The 15,791-nt window shown below is 52.2% G+C and carries 14 protein-coding genes; 10 read left to right on the forward strand and 4 right to left on the reverse strand.

Annotated features, from left to right (window positions below; all coding sequences use genetic code 11):
• Positions 1-41 precede the first annotated feature (41 nt).
• From mdcA to EDF73_RS21855, 5 genes are all read left to right on the forward strand, one after another.
• Positions 42-1,709, forward strand: a complete 1,668-nt coding sequence (gene mdcA / locus EDF73_RS21835; protein WP_132731136.1) for a malonate decarboxylase subunit alpha — start codon at positions 42-44, stop codon at positions 1,707-1,709.
• 16 nt (positions 1,710-1,725) lie between these two features.
• Positions 1,726-3,003 (forward strand): biotin-independent malonate decarboxylase subunit beta, encoded by a 1,278-nt coding sequence (locus EDF73_RS21840; RefSeq protein WP_132731137.1) that lies wholly within the window; start codon positions 1,726-1,728, stop codon positions 3,001-3,003.
• A 22-nt stretch (positions 3,004-3,025) separates the two neighbouring features.
• A complete protein-coding gene (mdcE, locus tag EDF73_RS21845) occupies positions 3,026-3,895 on the forward strand; it encodes a biotin-independent malonate decarboxylase subunit gamma (RefSeq protein WP_243655248.1) in 870 nt (289 codons plus the stop codon).
• Between the two features lie 120 nt (positions 3,896-4,015).
• Positions 4,016-5,119, forward strand: coding sequence for an acyl carrier protein (locus EDF73_RS21850; protein WP_132731139.1), 1,104 nt, complete (start codon positions 4,016-4,018; stop codon positions 5,117-5,119).
• 219 nt (positions 5,120-5,338) lie between these two features.
• A complete protein-coding gene (locus tag EDF73_RS21855; RefSeq protein WP_132731140.1) occupies positions 5,339-5,554 on the forward strand; it encodes an acetyl-CoA carboxylase biotin carboxyl carrier protein subunit in 216 nt (71 codons plus the stop codon).
• A 184-nt stretch (positions 5,555-5,738) separates the two neighbouring features.
• Here EDF73_RS21855 and EDF73_RS21860 read toward each other — a convergent pair whose 3' ends face one another.
• Positions 5,739-7,076: an amidase gene (locus EDF73_RS21860; protein WP_207896669.1), complete on the reverse strand. Its 1,338-nt coding sequence runs from the start codon at positions 7,074-7,076 to the stop codon at positions 5,739-5,741.
• Between the two features lie 496 nt (positions 7,077-7,572).
• Here EDF73_RS21860 and EDF73_RS21865 point away from each other — a divergent pair, with 496 nt between their 5' ends.
• The 3 genes from EDF73_RS21865 (at position 7,573) to EDF73_RS21875 (ending at position 10,192) form a co-directional block, all read left to right on the forward strand.
• Positions 7,573-8,280, forward strand: a complete 708-nt coding sequence (locus EDF73_RS21865) for a DUF5058 family protein (RefSeq protein ID WP_132731141.1) — start codon at positions 7,573-7,575, stop codon at positions 8,278-8,280.
• Positions 8,281-8,295: 15 nt separating this feature from the next.
• Entirely contained in the window at positions 8,296-8,964 is a 669-nt protein-coding gene (locus EDF73_RS21870) for a hypothetical protein (RefSeq protein WP_132731142.1), read from the forward strand.
• A 127-nt stretch (positions 8,965-9,091) separates the two neighbouring features.
• The gene (locus tag EDF73_RS21875) at positions 9,092-10,192 is read left to right on the forward strand and encodes a porin (protein WP_132731143.1); all 1,101 of its coding nucleotides are present in this window, start codon (positions 9,092-9,094) and stop codon (positions 10,190-10,192) included.
• A 22-nt stretch (positions 10,193-10,214) separates the two neighbouring features.
• On the opposite strand, the gene mdcG is transcribed toward EDF73_RS21875, so the two are convergent.
• Positions 10,215-10,868, reverse strand: coding sequence for a malonate decarboxylase holo-[acyl-carrier-protein] synthase (gene mdcG / locus EDF73_RS21880; RefSeq protein ID WP_132731144.1), 654 nt, complete (start codon positions 10,866-10,868; stop codon positions 10,215-10,217).
• Positions 10,869-11,150: 282 nt separating this feature from the next.
• Positions 11,151-13,196, reverse strand: a complete 2,046-nt coding sequence (gene dcp / locus EDF73_RS21885; RefSeq protein ID WP_132731195.1) for a peptidyl-dipeptidase Dcp — start codon at positions 13,194-13,196, stop codon at positions 11,151-11,153.
• 498 nt (positions 13,197-13,694) lie between these two features.
• Between dcp and ydfG the strand changes: the two genes are divergently transcribed.
• Positions 13,695-14,444 (forward strand): bifunctional NADP-dependent 3-hydroxy acid dehydrogenase/3-hydroxypropionate dehydrogenase YdfG, encoded by a 750-nt coding sequence (ydfG, locus tag EDF73_RS21890; RefSeq protein ID WP_132731196.1) that lies wholly within the window; start codon positions 13,695-13,697, stop codon positions 14,442-14,444.
• A gap of 92 nt (positions 14,445-14,536) precedes the next feature.
• Complete coding sequence (locus EDF73_RS21895) at positions 14,537-15,223, forward strand: GntR family transcriptional regulator (protein WP_132731145.1); 687 nt, start codon at positions 14,537-14,539, stop codon at positions 15,221-15,223.
• Between the two features lie 62 nt (positions 15,224-15,285).
• Here the strand turns inward: EDF73_RS21895 and EDF73_RS21900 are convergent, their stop codons facing one another.
• A complete protein-coding gene (locus EDF73_RS21900) occupies positions 15,286-15,717 on the reverse strand; it encodes a universal stress protein (protein ID WP_132731197.1) in 432 nt (143 codons plus the stop codon).
• Positions 15,718-15,791 lie beyond the last annotated feature (74 nt).

Here is a 15,791-nt window from a genome sequence, read left to right on the forward strand (position 1 = left end):
TGATTCACCAATGAGACTATTTATAAACTGGAGATATTGGTATGTCTGAAGTAAAAAAATGGAATAAATTACAGGAAGACACCCGGCAGCGTATGGCGCAGATACAGTCGCTATTCAGACAAGGCAAAGAAATTGCTGCAGCGGACACCGTTACATTACTGGAAGGCGTTATCCGTGCAGGCGACAGAATTAACATTGAAGGGAACAACCAGAAACAGGCCGATTTTCTGGCCGAATCCTTATGCAAGGTTGATAAAGAAAAAATAAATCATCTGCATATGGTGCAATCAGCCGTTCCTCTGGCCGCACATCTGGAACTCTTTGAACGAGGGATCGCCGAAAAACTCGACTTTGCTTACGCGGGACCGCAATCAGAGCACCTCGCCACCGCCATCCGGGAAGGCAAAATCAAGCTCGGCGCTATTCATACGTATCTGGAGCTGTTTGCCCGCTACTTTATTGATTTGTACCCGCGCGTCTCGCTGGTCACGGCGTATGAAGCTGACCGCGAAGGCAACCTGTACACCGGTTTTAATACGGAAGATACCCCCGCCATCGTTGAAGCGACGAAATTCCGCCAGGGCATCGTCATCGCTCAGGCGAATAAGATCGTCGATAAAGTCCCGCGCGTGGATATTCCCGGCGACTGGGTCGATGTGGTGATTGAGTCGCCGCGTCCTTTTTATATCGAGCCACTGTTTACGCGCGACCCGGCATTAATTACAGACACACATGTCCTGATGGCAATGATGGCGCTGAAGGGGATCTATGCCGAATATGGCGTCAAACGCATCAATCACGGCATTGGTTTTTTCACCGCCGCCATTGAGCTTTTACTCCCCACCTATGGCGAGGAGTTGGGTCTGAAGGGAAAAGTCTGTACCCACATGGTGCTGAACCCTCATCCGACGCTGATCCCGGCGATAGAAAGCGGTTGGCTTGAGGCAATCCATTGCTTCGGCGGCGAACTGGGAATGGAAAATTACGTGAGCCAGCGCCCGGACATTTTCACCATCGGCCCCGATGGCTCGCTGCGTTCTAACCGGGCCTTTGCCCAGACGGCTGGACACTACGCCCTCGACATGTTCATCGGCGGCACGCTGCAAATCGACAAATACGGCAACAGCAGCACCGCGACGGCTGACAGGGTCGCTGGGTTTGGCGGCGCGCCTAATATGGGATGCGATGCCAAAGGACGCCGTCACACCACAGAGGCCTGGCTGAAGTGCGGTGAGGAGTTCTCTGCTACTCAGCAGGAGTTGCTGGGTGATATGCCGCGTGGCAAGCGCCTGGTCGTACAGATCCAGGAAACCTTCCGTGAAAAAAGAGCGCCGGCGTTTGTCGATCGCCTCGATGCCTGGCAGCTGGCAGAAAATGCCAACCTGCCGTTACCGCCGGTGATGGTTTACGCCGATGATGTCACACATATCCTCAGCGAAGAAGGTATTGCCTATCTGCATCGCTGTGTCGGTCAGGAGCAGCGGATGGCGGCAATTCGCGCCGTTGCTGGTTACACAGAACTCGGTCTGCAGGCAGATCCGGCCGAAACGGCACGGTTGCGCGAACTTGGGCTGGTTAAAACCCCGGAAGATCTGGGTATCGACCGTCGACGCGCGAACCGTTCGCTGCTGGCAGCCAAAAATATCAAGGAATTGATGGACTGGTCAGGTGGCTTGTACAACCCACCATCACGGTTCCGTAACTGGTAATTCAGGAGAAGAAGAAATGGCGTTAAACCAACTGAATATTTGGTGTAGTGCGGCGACTCCGCGCCCGTTATCCCGGCCAATGGTGCATTTTGGCGTCGTGGGTTCTGGCGATCTGGAGGTACTGATTGAGAGCCAGAACCTGAATGGCAAAGCGAACATCTGCATCAATACCCCCATCACCGGATTCGATGATATCTGGCGCCGGGTCATGACACGTTTTATCGACGAGAGCCAACTGGGCGATGTGCTCATCAGCATTAATGACAATAACGCACCGCCCGCCGTCGTTGCCCTGCGTTTACAGCAGGCGCTGGCTGAACTGGAGCCCGCGAATGAATCCTCCGCTGCGAAAAGCTATCTCGAGGCTAACGCCCGCACCCGGGCTTACGGTTTAGTCGATGAGGGAACCTTTACCGAGTTAGCCGGGCCGGCTGACAGATGTACCAGTCCGCATCTTCCGGTGCTGGGCGAAGCTGTCGAATTTGATGACGGGATCGTAACCGGAATTGGACTGCTGGGTCGCCGCCCGACCATCGTTATCTCCCAGGAAGGCCGCTTTATCGGTGGTTCGATTGGCGAAGTGGGCGGTGCCAAAATGGCCGGAGCGTTGAAGCTGGCGCTTGAGCTGTACCAGCGGTTAAGTCTCAACGATGCGCCACCGCAAGCTGAAAAATGCCCCCTGGTGCTGATCTCTTTTGAAACCGGCGGCGTGCGGTTGCATGAGGCGAACGCGGGTTTGCTGGCCCACGCCGAGGTGATGGACTTGCTTCAGGATCTTCGCCACAAAATTCCGGTCGTAGCACTGGTGGGCAGTAAGCTGGGATGTTTCGGCGGCATGGGCTTCGTTGCCGCCGCCACCGATGTCATCGTCATGAGCCAGTTCAGCCGTATTGGGCTAACCGGCCCGGAAGTCATTGAGCAGGAAATGGGGCGTGACGAATTTGACGCCTCAGATCGAGCCCTGGTGTTCCGCACTACCGGTGGGAAACATAAATACATCATGGGCGACTGTAATTTCCTTGTTGAAGACAGTATTGACGCTTTCCGCACCCAGGTGCAGAAGATTGCCAGGATGACCATGGCGGAGATCGAAGCATTAAGGCGGATCGGCAGCCCTGAACTGGTTTCCAGGCAGATGGCCACGGTCGCGGCGGTCAGTGAACTCCAGCCAATGGATTCAGTAGATGTCTGGCGGGCGGCAGGCAATGAACCTCCGCTGGCACTGGTGGATATGTCGCTGGAAGCGTTTTTAGCCACGACCCGACGTTTCACCCCTTCTACATCCGATCGCTAAGGAGAAAACAATGGAGACTTTAATGGGTCAGGGACGCGCAGCTATCGACATGCTGGTCGATCCCGACAGTTTTCAGGAAAATCAGTTACCGGCGTTTGCCCTCCCTTGCGCAGACTACGGTCCTGGTGCGGTGGTGGGTTCCGCGCAACTGGGGGGACGCACCTGCACGGTCATAGCCAATGACGCAATGGCTTTCAATCCGCGCTTTCCGGTGGTCTATGCCGGCATTATCGGCCTGGAAGAGGCGTACAAAATGGCCCGCGCCGTGTATTGCTCGATTGCCGCCGACGCCAACAAGCCTATCGCTGACAAACGGACATTGCTGCTGATCGTCGATACCCCAGGGAATGGGCCGGGAAAAGTCGAAGAAATTATTGGTATGAATAAAGCAACGGGGGCATATCAACTGGCGCTGGCTGAGGCCCGTAAGGCAGGACATCCCGTCATTGCGCTGGTGATCGGTCGTGCTATCAGTGGTGCATTCCTGTGCCACGGCTTACAGGCGGATCGCATTCTGAGCCTTAGCAGCAAATTCAACACGATGATCCACGTTATGCCGCTTACCAGTATTGCGCGCATCACCCGGCAAAGTCTTGAGCGGCTGAGCGAGTTGGCGACCAGTAATCCGGTTTTTGCCGCAGGTCCGCAGTTCTTTTACCATCTCGGCGGTATAGAACAGCAGATCGATGGGCTCGACCAGATGCGCGATGCGCTGCTTCAGCACATGACAGAAATTCGGGCTTTAAAATGCGAAGGGCAGCAACATCTGCTTGGCCCTGAAGGTCGCGGAAGACTCGGTTTCCATCGCGGGGGACGTAAGATTCGTACTGCGGTACAAGCTTTGATGCAGCAGCAGTTCGAGGATGTCGCGGAGCGTTATATCCAGGCGTAAAGCCTGACGGTTTCGCTCCGCGAGAAGTGAGCAAGGTCTCCGGGGGAATGTGTCAGCCGCGTTCCCCCGAGGTAACGCATGATTCACGGGCTGTCGGTTCACACCGTAGGGAGGTTGCGGATGCAGGATAGACTCAGGATGCTGGAAATGATGGTACAGGAGATCAGTACCGTACCCACACTTGCGCAGATGCCTCAGCGAACCTTAGGTAGCAAAGGCATCGACGGCCCCACCAGCGCGCATGTGATTGAACAGATCCATACGCCGTTGAACCTGGCCTGCGTGACCTTTACCACGGGCTCCAGCGCATTTCAGAACATTGTCGGCATCACGCATGAGGAGCTGCCACAGCGGATTGCGGCGGGCCGTAAAGCCTTTCAGCTTGCTGGCATTATGCCTGGCGATCGGATGCTGGTGACCTATGCCCCGCTGATCAACGTCTTTACGCCGGATTCGCTGGTTGAAGCAGGCGTTAGCCACGGCTTTTTGTTGCGTTCCTGCCAGGATGCCCTGCTGCTGGCGCTGATCAAAGAAAATTACCAGGTCGTACTGGGAGAGTCTTCGTTTCTGCGCGCTACGCTAAAGCAGGCAAAAACGATGGATCTCGCCGGGTTATTGCCTGAAAAACTGTGTCTGCTTGCTGCCGGAACGCCTCTGGATCCGGAATTACTGGAACTCGCCAGCGAGTTTAATTTTACCGTCCACGATCTCTATGGCAGCCAGGAATTCGGTTGGCTGACGCTGGATGGCCAGTTTCTGCGCGATGATCTGAGTCTGGTGGCGTCTCCGTATGGTCAGGATTATGTCGAGATGATCGTGGGGGGATTACCGACTGGCGACAGCTTCCCGGTCAGCCCTCAGGGGCATATCTGCAACACGCTGGGAAAATTACTGACTTATAAAAGACAGCGTACGCAGCCAAATTACGAAATAGTGATCGCAGCCACCCCGTACCATTCTCGCGAACTGATGGAAAGAACCGCTCGCACGCTGCTTCGCATTAAGGGAAGTATTGTCAAAGTCGCCACAAATCTGGTGCTCACCGCTGATGCCACCGAATTAAAACTGCTTCCCGGCCAGCCACCCGATGAAACACCGGCTCCCGCGTGCGTGGCGACGATTCGTGGTCCAGTTGCTACCGGACTGTTTGATACGCTGGTACAGGCGCAACTCACTTATGAGAGGCAATCCAAGAGCGATCCGGCGTGGTTAAAACGCCGCTAGCAATTCTGTTGCCAGTGTTAATAAATGCAGGTCGCAATATCGTTACCTTTTAGGTAACTAAACATCATTTATGTTGGCGAAAACCAGGCCGTCTGTCATTGAAATTATTCTTTGAACAGGTAATTATCATCGTAACGATAATAATAAATCGTTTTCAGGATATCAGGTTTTTTGCCTCGTAAATCATTTAATTATTTCTCATAAAAAAAGGATGTCGTTATGTCTGAAATGAAATCAAAAGTACCTGGCATTGTTGAAGAAATCCTGTGTGCTGTGGGTGATAGCGTTGCCAAAGGTCAACAGGTTCTGGTAATGGAAGCCATGAAAATGAAAATGCCCATCCCTGCACATGAAGCCGGTACCATTAAAACTATTTCGGTGAACGTGGGTGACCGTGTTAACCCAGGCTCGCCATTATTTGAGATTGAATCCTAAAATTTAAGCCACGCCACTTTTCTCACACGCCACTGTTGTCAGTGGCGTAACTTTTTTATTTCGTAATGCCCTGTCTGCTTCCTCTGCTGGCCTTTATTTCTGGTTGTGATATTCATGACTTTATCCAGCGCGAAAAAACCGGGATAAGCATCCCGGTAAAAGGCAAATGGTTAATTATCAATAATTATGGCTGCAGCAGCTTCGGCCGATAATCCAGATTCCAGCGTGTTTCTTGTTCGTAGATCTGACCAATACTCAACACTTCCATATCGTGGGCATGCGGCCCAATCAGTTGCATCCCCATCGGTAATCCCTGAGCATTGAAGCCTACTGGAACGCTAAGGGATGGACTGCCAATCAGGGTTGCAGGAACCACCACTTCCATATAGCGGTGATACGTATCCATCGGCTTTCCTGCCACTTCCTGCGGTGAGTGTTGAGAAGGATCGAAGGGGAAGATTTGCGCCGTCGGCAGAACAACAATGTCATATTCCGCGAACAGCTTATTGAACGCCTGGTAGATAACGCTCCGCTGCACGGAGGCGAGGTAGACATCACGAGCCGTCAACTTCAGCCCACCTTCAACTTCCCAGACCGCCTGCGGTTTCAGCAACGCACGGGTTTCAGGTTTGTCATACAATGGACGTAAACCGTTAGAGACAATCCAGTGACGCCAGACCAGCCAGGTCTCCCACATCTGTTCAGCCGTGACATCCAGTTTTACAGGTTCGACACTGTGGCCAAGTTTCTCAAAGACTTTTAAGGCGTTTTCGCAAAGGTTCAGGACGCCCTCTTCCATTGGCAGCGCGCCGTTTAAATCGGCAAGCCAGCCAATGCGCAGTTTACGCTCAGGCGGGGTGAATGGTGCCAGGGGTTGACCCAGGGATAGTGGAACTCGCGCATCATAGCCCGACTGGGTTTGCAGCAAACGAGCCGTATCAGCGATGTTACGCCCCATTGGCCCTTCAAGCCCCAACTGGCTCACAAAAACCTCGGGGGCCGGCCCAAAGGGTACGCGTCCCTGACTCGGTCTGAAACCAATGATGTTGTTCCAGGCCGCAGGATTACGCAGCGAACCCATCATGTCACTACCGTCCGCCACCGGTAGCATCTGTAATGCCAGCGCAACCGCCGCGCCGCCACTGCTGCCTCCCGAAGATTTCGTCTGATCCCAGGCGTTCCAGGTCGTGCCAAAAACGTTATTTATCGTGTTCGAACCCAGCCCAAACTCCGGCGTGTTCGTTTTACCGATAAAAATGGCACCTTTGTTTCTGATGCGTTCAACCATAACCGAATCGTTAGGCGCGATGAAATCTTTAAAAATAGGAGAACCGTTTGTCAGAGTAATCCCTTTTACCGCAGATAAATCCTTAACGGCGTGAGGAAATCCGTGCATCCACCCCATATACTGACCATTAGCCAGTTGTTTATCCTTATTTCTGGCCTGTTCCACTAAATCATCCCTGTCCTGTAAGGAGACAATGGCATTGACTTTTGGGTTAAGGATTTCAATTTTATCCAAATAGCATGCATGACTTCAACACATGATACCTCCCTGGATTTGATGCTGTCGGAAAGCGCCAGGGCGCTCATTTCCGTAATCGGATTATTGATTTTATTCATGTTGCCCTCTGAAATTGATTTTTCCTGCAAACGCATTCGCGTTTATTTAAGAATATCCATACAACTCCATTCATTGCAGCAGGATAAGTTGCAGGACAATATTTATTATCAAATTAATCTCATGACGTATTGTGACTGATCTCAACATTAGCATCATGATATTTTCAATCACGTTACTTTAAATGTAACGCCATTACCTTAAAAGCAACGTTGTAATATTTGTGATTCTCATAACATTTTAGGTAAGTTCGTTTCGATATACATTAAATGACACTTTTAGAAAAAATGCCAGCCCCTGACAAAGCTGAATGTATTTAACGTTCTATATACATTCATTGTATTTTTCTCACTCGTGAATTATTTCATAGGTGATGTTAATAAAGGAGTGTTCGTGAATGAAGATCGATGAAGCCGACATCATTGCTATCGTTAATGATCCGATACTTTGGTGGATCGCAATGCCCCTGGGCGCCATTATCCTGGTAATGGCATCGTTATATATCAGATTGTCTTATAAAAACGCACCAAACGTAGGCTTAACACAGGCCCAATGTACCAGGGGTCTCAGAAGCGGAATTTTCAGTTCCATTGGCCCTTCTATCTCGGTTTTCGTAGTCGTGTTCAGTATGACCGCAATTATCGGTGGCCCTTTAACCTGGATGCGCTTCGTCGGGATTGGCGCGGCCCCGGTGGAGCTGGCAGCCATCAATCTGGGAGCAGAAACCTATGGCGCGCCGGTCGGTTCAGAAAATTATAACTTAACCGCTATGGTCTCCGGGCTTTACACCGCAATCATCAACAGCTGCGGCTGGATTGTCGTTGGATACTTCTTCATCCACCGGATGGAAAAGGTCAGAGAAAAAATGGGCGGAGGAGACAAAGTCTGGCTGGGGCTCATCTCCGTCACGGCGATGCTGGGACTTTTCGGCTTCCTCTCAACCCCTTTCATCCTCGCCATGAACGATAAAACGGTGGCATGCCTTGCCGGTTTCTTCGCGATGGGCGGGCTGGCGATCCTCGGTAAAAAGATAAGCTGGCTAAAAGAGTATGCCTTAGGAATTGCACTTATCATTGGCATGGTCGCGGCCAGCCTTTATTCATAACGAAGGAAATAAACGATGCAACAGACTAATGATGGTCTCAACTGGACGGCAACATCGATAAGGATAGGACGGATCTGCTTCCTTCTGGCAACAATAACCAGCTTTGCGCCGCTCTTTTACTTTTACATCGTGTATGACGTTTATCCCCCTCTGGAGGTCGCTTTAACCTCCTGGCTGTCGATTGCGATGGTATTCGGCGCATTCTATTTTGTGGAACCTTTTTCCTATTATCCCATCCTGGGATTGACAGGCAGTTATCTGGGGATTCTGTCGGGTAATATCTCTAACGTTCGACTCCCGGCCTCGGCAGCAGCCCAAATGGCCGTCGGTGTAGAAAATGGTTCTAAGCAGGCGGAAATTATCTCCACGCTGGGTATCGCCGGCTCGATTTTTACCAACCTGTTCTTTCTGACCCTTGCCGTTTTAATGGGGGACTGGATATTGTCGGTTTCGCCGCCAGCGCTGATTGCTGCGGTTAAAAACTATATTCTGCCAACTATTTTCGGTTGTCTGTACGGGCAGTTTACCGTGATGAAACCAAGGATCGCGCTGTATGCGTTACCGGTCACAGCGATCGTCTATATCTTATTCCCGACCCTGCCGGCCTATGTTTACATTATTGTAGCTATCTTCGGCAACATGTTGTTAACCCGAGTGCTCTATAAGAAAAATATTGTTAAGTAATGCCGCGCCGTAAAATATGTGCCTGATAATTATTAGCGCACTATTATAATAGCAACCCATTTTTAAATTACAGAAACGAAACAATCACAACACATTATTTGTCGCATTATTTCGCGAGGGACTCTCTATGTTTAAAAAACTTGCACTCCTTCTTTCATCCTTGATGATAGTACCGGCCAGCGCCGTTGAGATATATAACAAAGACGGTAACAGACTGGGGGTTTATGGGAAAATCCAGGCTTCGCATCTGATTTCTGATTATGCGAACGAAAATGGGGATAATACCTATGTCCGATTCGGTTTGCGTGGCGAAACTCAAATTTCTCAGCAGCTCACCGGGTATGGAAATTTCCAGATGCAGTTCCAGGCCAATAAATATGAAGGAGAAGATAAACATTCCTGGACACGCCTGGCCTTTGCCGGTCTTAATTATTCGTCATTAGGTTCTTTCGACTATGGTCGCAACTGGGGGATTATGTACGACCTCGGTGCCTGGACCGATGTTTTACCTGAATTTGGCGCCGCCACTATTTTCCATACCGATACCTATATGGCACAACGCGCCACGAACCTGGCAACATGGCGTAACCGGGATTTCTTCGGTCTGGCTGATGGGCTCAATGTTGCCCTGCAATATCAGGGTAAAAATAGCGGTACCAAAGGTGAAAACACGACCAATAATAGCCGTATTCTCCAGAAACAAAACGGCGATGGTTACGGGATGTCGATGACCTATGATTTTGATTTCGGTTTGTCGCTGGGCGGCGTCTATACTCATGCAAACAGAACCGGGGAACAACGACATTATGGCAACCATGTTGCGACCGGCCCTTATGCCGAATCGTTTGTGGTCAGCGCAAAATACCGTTTAGATGGGCTTTATCTGGCCGCGCTGTACGGTGAAACCTCGAATATGACCTCTTTTGGAAGCGGGGTAAATATCGCGAATAAGGTGCATGCCACAGAGCTGGTCGCCAAATACCGCTTCCGTAACGGATTCGAACCCTCTATCGGTTACCTGCAGAGTAAAGGAAAAGATCTGAGCGGCTATCGCGGGGATCACGATCTTCTGCAGTTTATCAACCTGGGCGCAATGTATTATTTCAATGATACGCTTGCCGCCTACGCAAACTATAAAATCAATTTACTGGACCGGGATGACTTTACGATGGCGACGAAGCTGAACACCGACGATACCATCGTATTCGGCTTTGTTTACCAGCTCTAATCCCTTTCTTGCACTATTAACGTCAAATCGCCGCTGCAAACAAAGCCTGCTTATCGAAGAGCCTGACGTCGTTCAGGCTCTTCCCCAGTATTTGTCCCTGCGTCGTCATGAACTCTTTCAAATTAATGCCGTATCCCGTCGGCCATCGTACCTCAACGTCAATGCGTGTGTGATGTGTTTGCTCCAGTTGCAGCAGGCACTGATACACGTCGCGCAACTGCTCGACAGGGTGAATATCAATCACAATATCCAGATCGGATTGACAATCCGTATAGTGGAAACCACTGACTATTTCTAATGCCGTCGACCCCCATACGCCGGGTGTACAGTTCAGGAGATGAAAACGATCGCGAAGATCAGCCAGCGTCTGAAGTGCGGGTGTTCTGAGGGAAAACTCCCTCTGCGCTATTTCAAATGGCGTCAGGAGACAGACCACATCCTCTGGCAGGACAGTAATCGCAACACGTTGACGCTGGCCGTTAATTCGCTCCGGGAAACTAAAACCCAGCGCAATTTCGCTCTGCGATTCCCCTTCTAAATGACGACGAACAATTCCAGGCAACTCTCCTGCAACAAGCGCTTGTTGCCAGCTCCCCCTTGTAGATGTTTGCCATTGAGTAAAAATTCGTTGAGCCACCGGAGCACTAATTTGTAGTAAATCGTGACGCTGGAACATGGATATACCTCTGGCTTTTTCCTGGATATGCCGAGCATCCTCCCCATGTCTGAAATCGTCAATAACGAGATGTGAACCTTCATTACCTTACACGTTATTGGCGTAACCAGGCGTACTCTGGATAAGCGATATTGATAACTTCAGGAACCTGAGAAGTCTTCATTTAAAAAGGATCCATGCAGAAACATGAACCTTTTTTATAGCAACCACCGGATCGGTCAACCGATCCCGGATGATTGCCATTGACTATACGCCCGGTCCTCTTTTACTCGACAAAGCGCGCTACTCGCTCAGTCCGCGGTATTCCAGCATCAGCTCAATCTTTGGATCGTGGCCGCGCCATTGGCGATAAAGTTCAGCTAAATCAGTGCTGTTGCCACGTGACAAAATCGCTTCGCGGAAGCGCTGACCGTTTTCGCGGGTCAGGCCGCCGTGCTCAACAAACCACTGATAGCCATCGTCGGCCAGCATTTGCGTCCACAGATAGGCGTAATAGCCCGCGGCATAGCCGCCGCCGAAAATATGCGAAAAATAGCTGCTGCGATAGCGCGGTGGAACGGCCGGCAGATCCATCTTTTCTTGACCTAAAGCCGCCGCTTCGAAGGCATCAACATCGGGCGGAATTTCCGCCGGCGACACGCTATGCCAGTGCATATCCAGCAGCGCCGCCGCCAGCAGCTCGCTCATGTCGTAACCTTTGTTAAACTTCGCCGCGCGCAGCATCTTTTCACGCAGCGCGTCCGGCATCGCTTCACCCGTTTGATAATGCCGCGCGTAGTGGGCAAATACCTGCGCCTCGCTGGCCCAGTGCTCATAGATCTGCGAGGGAAATTCAACAAAATCGCGGGGCGTATTGGTCCCCGACAGGCTGGCGTAACGCTGGCTGGCGAAGAGCCCGTGCAGGGCATGACCAAACTCGTGGAATAACGTGATCACCTCATCCCAGGAAAGCAGCGCGCTCTGCCCTGGCTTCGGTTTCTGATAGTTACACACGTTGTAGATCACCGGCTGCTGGGCGAGCAGCGTCGATTGCTCGACGAAGACATCCATCCACGCCCCGCCGCTTTTGGAATCCCGCGCGAAGAAGTCGCCGTAAAACAGCGCGATACCTGCGCCGTTCGCGTCAAAAATTTCCCATACCCGGACATCCGGATGATAAACAGGAATATCGAACCGCTCGACAAAGCGTAAACCAAACAGCTGTGAGGCCGTCCAGAACACGCCGTCCTTCAGAACCCGGTCGAGGGCAAAATAGGGTTTGAGCTGCGATTCATCGATAGCAAACTTCGCCCGGCGCACCTGCTCCCCGTAGTACAGCCAGTCCCAGGCCGCGGCGGCAAAACCGCCGCCCTCATCGTCAATAACCTGCTGGATATCCGCCAGCTCCTGCTCCGCGCGGGCCCGCGCCGCCGGGACGATCCGCCGCATGAAGGCAAAAGCGGCCTCGGGAGTACCCGCCATCTGATCGGCCATAGACCAGCTGGCATAGTCCGCGACGCCCAGCAGTTCCGCTTTGCGCGCGCGAATCGCCGCCAGACGCAGCACCAGATCGCGGGTATCGTTCGCATCGCCCTTTTGGTTGCGCTGCCAGCCCGCGGCGAACAGATTTTCACGCGTCTGACGCTGACGTAACGACAGCAGCGCCGGTTGCTGAGTGGTGTTAAGCAACGGTAGCAGCCAGCGGTCGTGCAGCCCTTTTTCCCGTGCCGCCTCCGCAGCCTCGGCGATCTCTTCCGCGCTGAGCCCGTCCAGCTGATGCGGGTAATCCAGCACCAGGCCGCCGGATTTCACCGCCGCCAGCAGCCGCTGCTGGAACTGGCTCTGTAACGCCGCCGCTTGCTTATTCAACGTGCGCAGCACCGATTTTTGCTCTGCGCCCAGCGTGGCGCCCGCCAGAATGAAACGCTGCCAGCTGACCTCCAGCAGCCGCCGGGATTCGTCATCCAGGGAGAGCGTTTCACGTTGTAGCCACACCTGCTTCACGCGCTGAAACAGCGCCTCGTTAAGCCAGATATCGTTCCCCAGCTCCGCCAGTTCAGCGGAGAACTGCTCATCGAGCGTCTGGAGGGTCGGATTGGTATGCGCCCCGGCCATGGCGAAAAATATCCGGGTGACGCGCGCCAGCAGCTGCCCGCTCTGTTCCAGCGCCACCAGGGTATTGGCAAAATCGGCCGGCGCCGGGTTATTCACAATCGCCGCAATCTCTTCGCGCTGGCGTCGGACCCCTTCATCAAAAGCCGGACGGTAATGCGTATCCTTAATCAGATCAAAACGCGGCGCCTGGTAAGGCAACAGGCTGACGCTCAGCAAAGGGTTGTTTTCCGCCATCATTATCTCCTGGACCTGGTTATCCTCTAAGATTAGGCAACTCATTGATTGACCGCAATGATTTCCGCTTACTGTGGCCTTGAAAACCGATCTGCCGGCGGTGACTGGACGGCATTGCGCGGCGGCGTGACAGGCAGGGTTCAGACGCCGGTTTGCTTACCACCACGGCACAAACAGGCCCCACAGACAAACATCACCTCCCCGGCGACGAATTGCCCCGCTTACGGCAACATTTGTACCTCATACCTTCGCAATTGCCTGTTTTGGAAACGTATTGCACGCTCAGCGGAGGTAGACTCCGTTTTCTTTTATAGCTACAGTGCTTAGATAGCGCGCTGTTCCGTTGTTGCTTAATTTTTTTCTCCGGGTTGCGGGCCCTTGTCGGCTGCTGAGTGGCCCAGCGTGTTGAAATGGAAGAAAAACATTAAGTAAGACGGGATTGACAGGCCCTGCCTATGCTTTATTCAGGGCTAAATGAGAAAATTGACAGGAGCGATGATGATTATTCTGGTTACCGGTGCAACAGCAGGGTTTGGTGAAAGCATTACGCGTCGTTTTATCGCTAATGGTCACAAAGTGATCGCCACCGGGCGTCGTGAAGAACGTCTGCAAACATTAAAAGATGAACTCGGCGATAATCTTTATACCGCGCAGCTGGACGTGCGCAATCGAGCCGCTATCGAGGAAATGATTGCCGGGCTGCCGGCCGACTGGCAGGCCATTGACGTTCTGGTCAATAACGCCGGTCTGGCGCTGGGTCTGGAACCGGCGCACAAGGCCAGCGTTGAAGACTGGGAAGATATGATCGACACCAATAACAAAGGCCTGGTCTACATGACCCGCGCGGTACTGCCCGGGATGGTTGAACGCAACCGCGGCCATATTATTAATATCGGCTCGACTGCCGGCAGTTGGCCTTATGCCGGCGGGAATGTTTACGGAGCGACCAAGGCATTCGTCCGCCAGTTCAGCCTGAACCTTCGCACCGACCTGCACGGCACCGCGATCCGCGTGACCGATGTTGAGCCGGGTCTGGTGGGTGGTACTGAGTTCTCCAACGTGCGCTTTAAAGGCGATGATGCCAAAGCCGGGAAAGCTTACGAAAATACCCAGGCGCTGACGCCGGAAGATGTCACCGAGGCGGTATGGTGGGTGGCGACGCTGCCTGCGCACGTCAATATCAACACTCTGGAAATGATGCCTGTCAGCCAAAGCTTTGCCGGTCTGAGCGTGCATCGCGAGGGCTAAGTCGCCATACCCGGCCCGTTGAGGGCCGGGTATGGGCTAACAGGCAAATAACGCGTAAAATAACGCATATAATCCAATAAAAGTAACCATCAATGGCCGCAGAATCGCAACTTAATCCGACACAGCCCGTAAACCAGCAAATTTACCGTATCCTCCGCCGAGATATCGTCCATTGTCTGATCCCACCCGGCACCCCATTGTCTGAGAAAGAAGTGTCCGTGCGCTTTGACGTCTCCCGACAACCGGTGCGGGAAGCTTTTATTAAACTGGCTGAGAACGGTCTGATCCAGATCCGCCCGCAGCGCGGGAGCTACGTGAACAAGATCTCCCTTTCCCACGTGCGCAACGGCTGCTTTGTTCGCCAGGCCATCGAATGCGCCGTCGTTCGCCGGGCGGCGGGGATGGTCAACAGTGAGCAAATTTATCAGCTTGAGCAAAATCTTAATCAGCAGCGTATTGCCGTTGAACGTCAGCAATTAAATGATTTTTTTCAGCTTGATGATGAGTTTCACCAGAAACTGTCCCTCATTGCCGACTGCCAGTTAGCCTGGGATACGGTGGAAAACATTAAAGCCACTATCGACCGGGTGCGCTATATGAGCCTCGATCACATAAGCTCTCCGGAGATGCTGTTGCGCCAGCATCTGCAAATTTTTCAGGCGCTGGAAAATCGCGACGCCGATGCGGTGGGAGAAGCCATGAATGTACATCTGCATGAAATTAGCGAGTCGGTGTTATTAATTCGCCAGGAAAACCGCGACTGGTTTAGCGAAGAGTAACTGCGTTCACGGCAGCGCAGGCTAATCCCGCCCTGCCGTGCTCACGTTAAAAAGGTAGTAGATTATCTGACAACCAGCACCGGTATTTTGGCGTGACGCAAAATTGACTCCGCATTCGAACCAAGAAGATGCGTTGAAATTCCCGGCTTGCGCGAGCCGATAACGATAACATCAAACTCACCGGCGCTGCTGATGGCCAGAATTTCATCGCGGACGTTACCAAATACCACCCGTGAATGCATCCGCGAGGCCGGAATGGAGAACAGTCGGGACAGCGTCTGCATTTTTTTCTCCGACTCCGCTTGCATAAATGCTTCGAACTTCTGAATATCTGCGGCAAAGCCCCGCAATATTGAGCGACTGCTGTTTGGCAACACGTTCAACAACGTAATTTCGCCCTCTTCTGCCGATGCTAAAAACTCCGCATGGCGTACCGCTTTGTCACTTAAATCCATTTCAAAAACATCGACGGGCAATAAAATTCTCTTGTACATATTCGGTTCTCCTTTTCCCGGGTTACTTATTTTTACTGCGCTCATCATGACAGATTTATTTTAAATCAGATATA

The organism is Klebsiella sp. BIGb0138 (assembly GCF_004342285.1).
Classification (GTDB): Bacteria; Pseudomonadota; Gammaproteobacteria; order Enterobacterales; family Enterobacteriaceae; genus Klebsiella.

Excerpts from the sequence above, each read along its gene's own strand:
- EDF73_RS21850 (WP_132731139.1), top strand. The coding sequence starts at position 4,016 with ATGCAGGATAGACTCAGGATGCTGGAAATGATGGTACAGGAGATCAGT.
- EDF73_RS21900 (WP_132731197.1), bottom strand. The coding sequence starts at position 15,717 with ATGTACAAGAGAATTTTATTGCCCGTCGATGTTTTTGAAATGGATTTA.
- EDF73_RS21870 (WP_132731142.1), top strand. The coding sequence starts at position 8,296 with ATGCAACAGACTAATGATGGTCTCAACTGGACGGCAACATCGATAAGG.
- mdcG (WP_132731144.1), bottom strand. The coding sequence starts at position 10,868 with ATGTTCCAGCGTCACGATTTACTACAAATTAGTGCTCCGGTGGCTCAA.
- mdcE (WP_243655248.1), top strand. The coding sequence starts at position 3,026 with ATGGGTCAGGGACGCGCAGCTATCGACATGCTGGTCGATCCCGACAGT.
- EDF73_RS21840 (WP_132731137.1), top strand. The coding sequence starts at position 1,726 with ATGGCGTTAAACCAACTGAATATTTGGTGTAGTGCGGCGACTCCGCGC.
- EDF73_RS21865 (WP_132731141.1), top strand. The coding sequence starts at position 7,573 with ATGAAGATCGATGAAGCCGACATCATTGCTATCGTTAATGATCCGATA.
- EDF73_RS21875 (WP_132731143.1), top strand. The coding sequence starts at position 9,092 with ATGTTTAAAAAACTTGCACTCCTTCTTTCATCCTTGATGATAGTACCG.
- ydfG (WP_132731196.1), top strand. The coding sequence starts at position 13,695 with ATGATTATTCTGGTTACCGGTGCAACAGCAGGGTTTGGTGAAAGCATT.
- dcp (WP_132731195.1), bottom strand. The coding sequence starts at position 13,196 with ATGGCGGAAAACAACCCTTTGCTGAGCGTCAGCCTGTTGCCTTACCAG.
- EDF73_RS21895 (WP_132731145.1), top strand. The coding sequence starts at position 14,537 with ATGGCCGCAGAATCGCAACTTAATCCGACACAGCCCGTAAACCAGCAA.
- EDF73_RS21855 (WP_132731140.1), top strand. The coding sequence starts at position 5,339 with ATGTCTGAAATGAAATCAAAAGTACCTGGCATTGTTGAAGAAATCCTG.
- mdcA (WP_132731136.1), top strand. The coding sequence starts at position 42 with ATGTCTGAAGTAAAAAAATGGAATAAATTACAGGAAGACACCCGGCAG.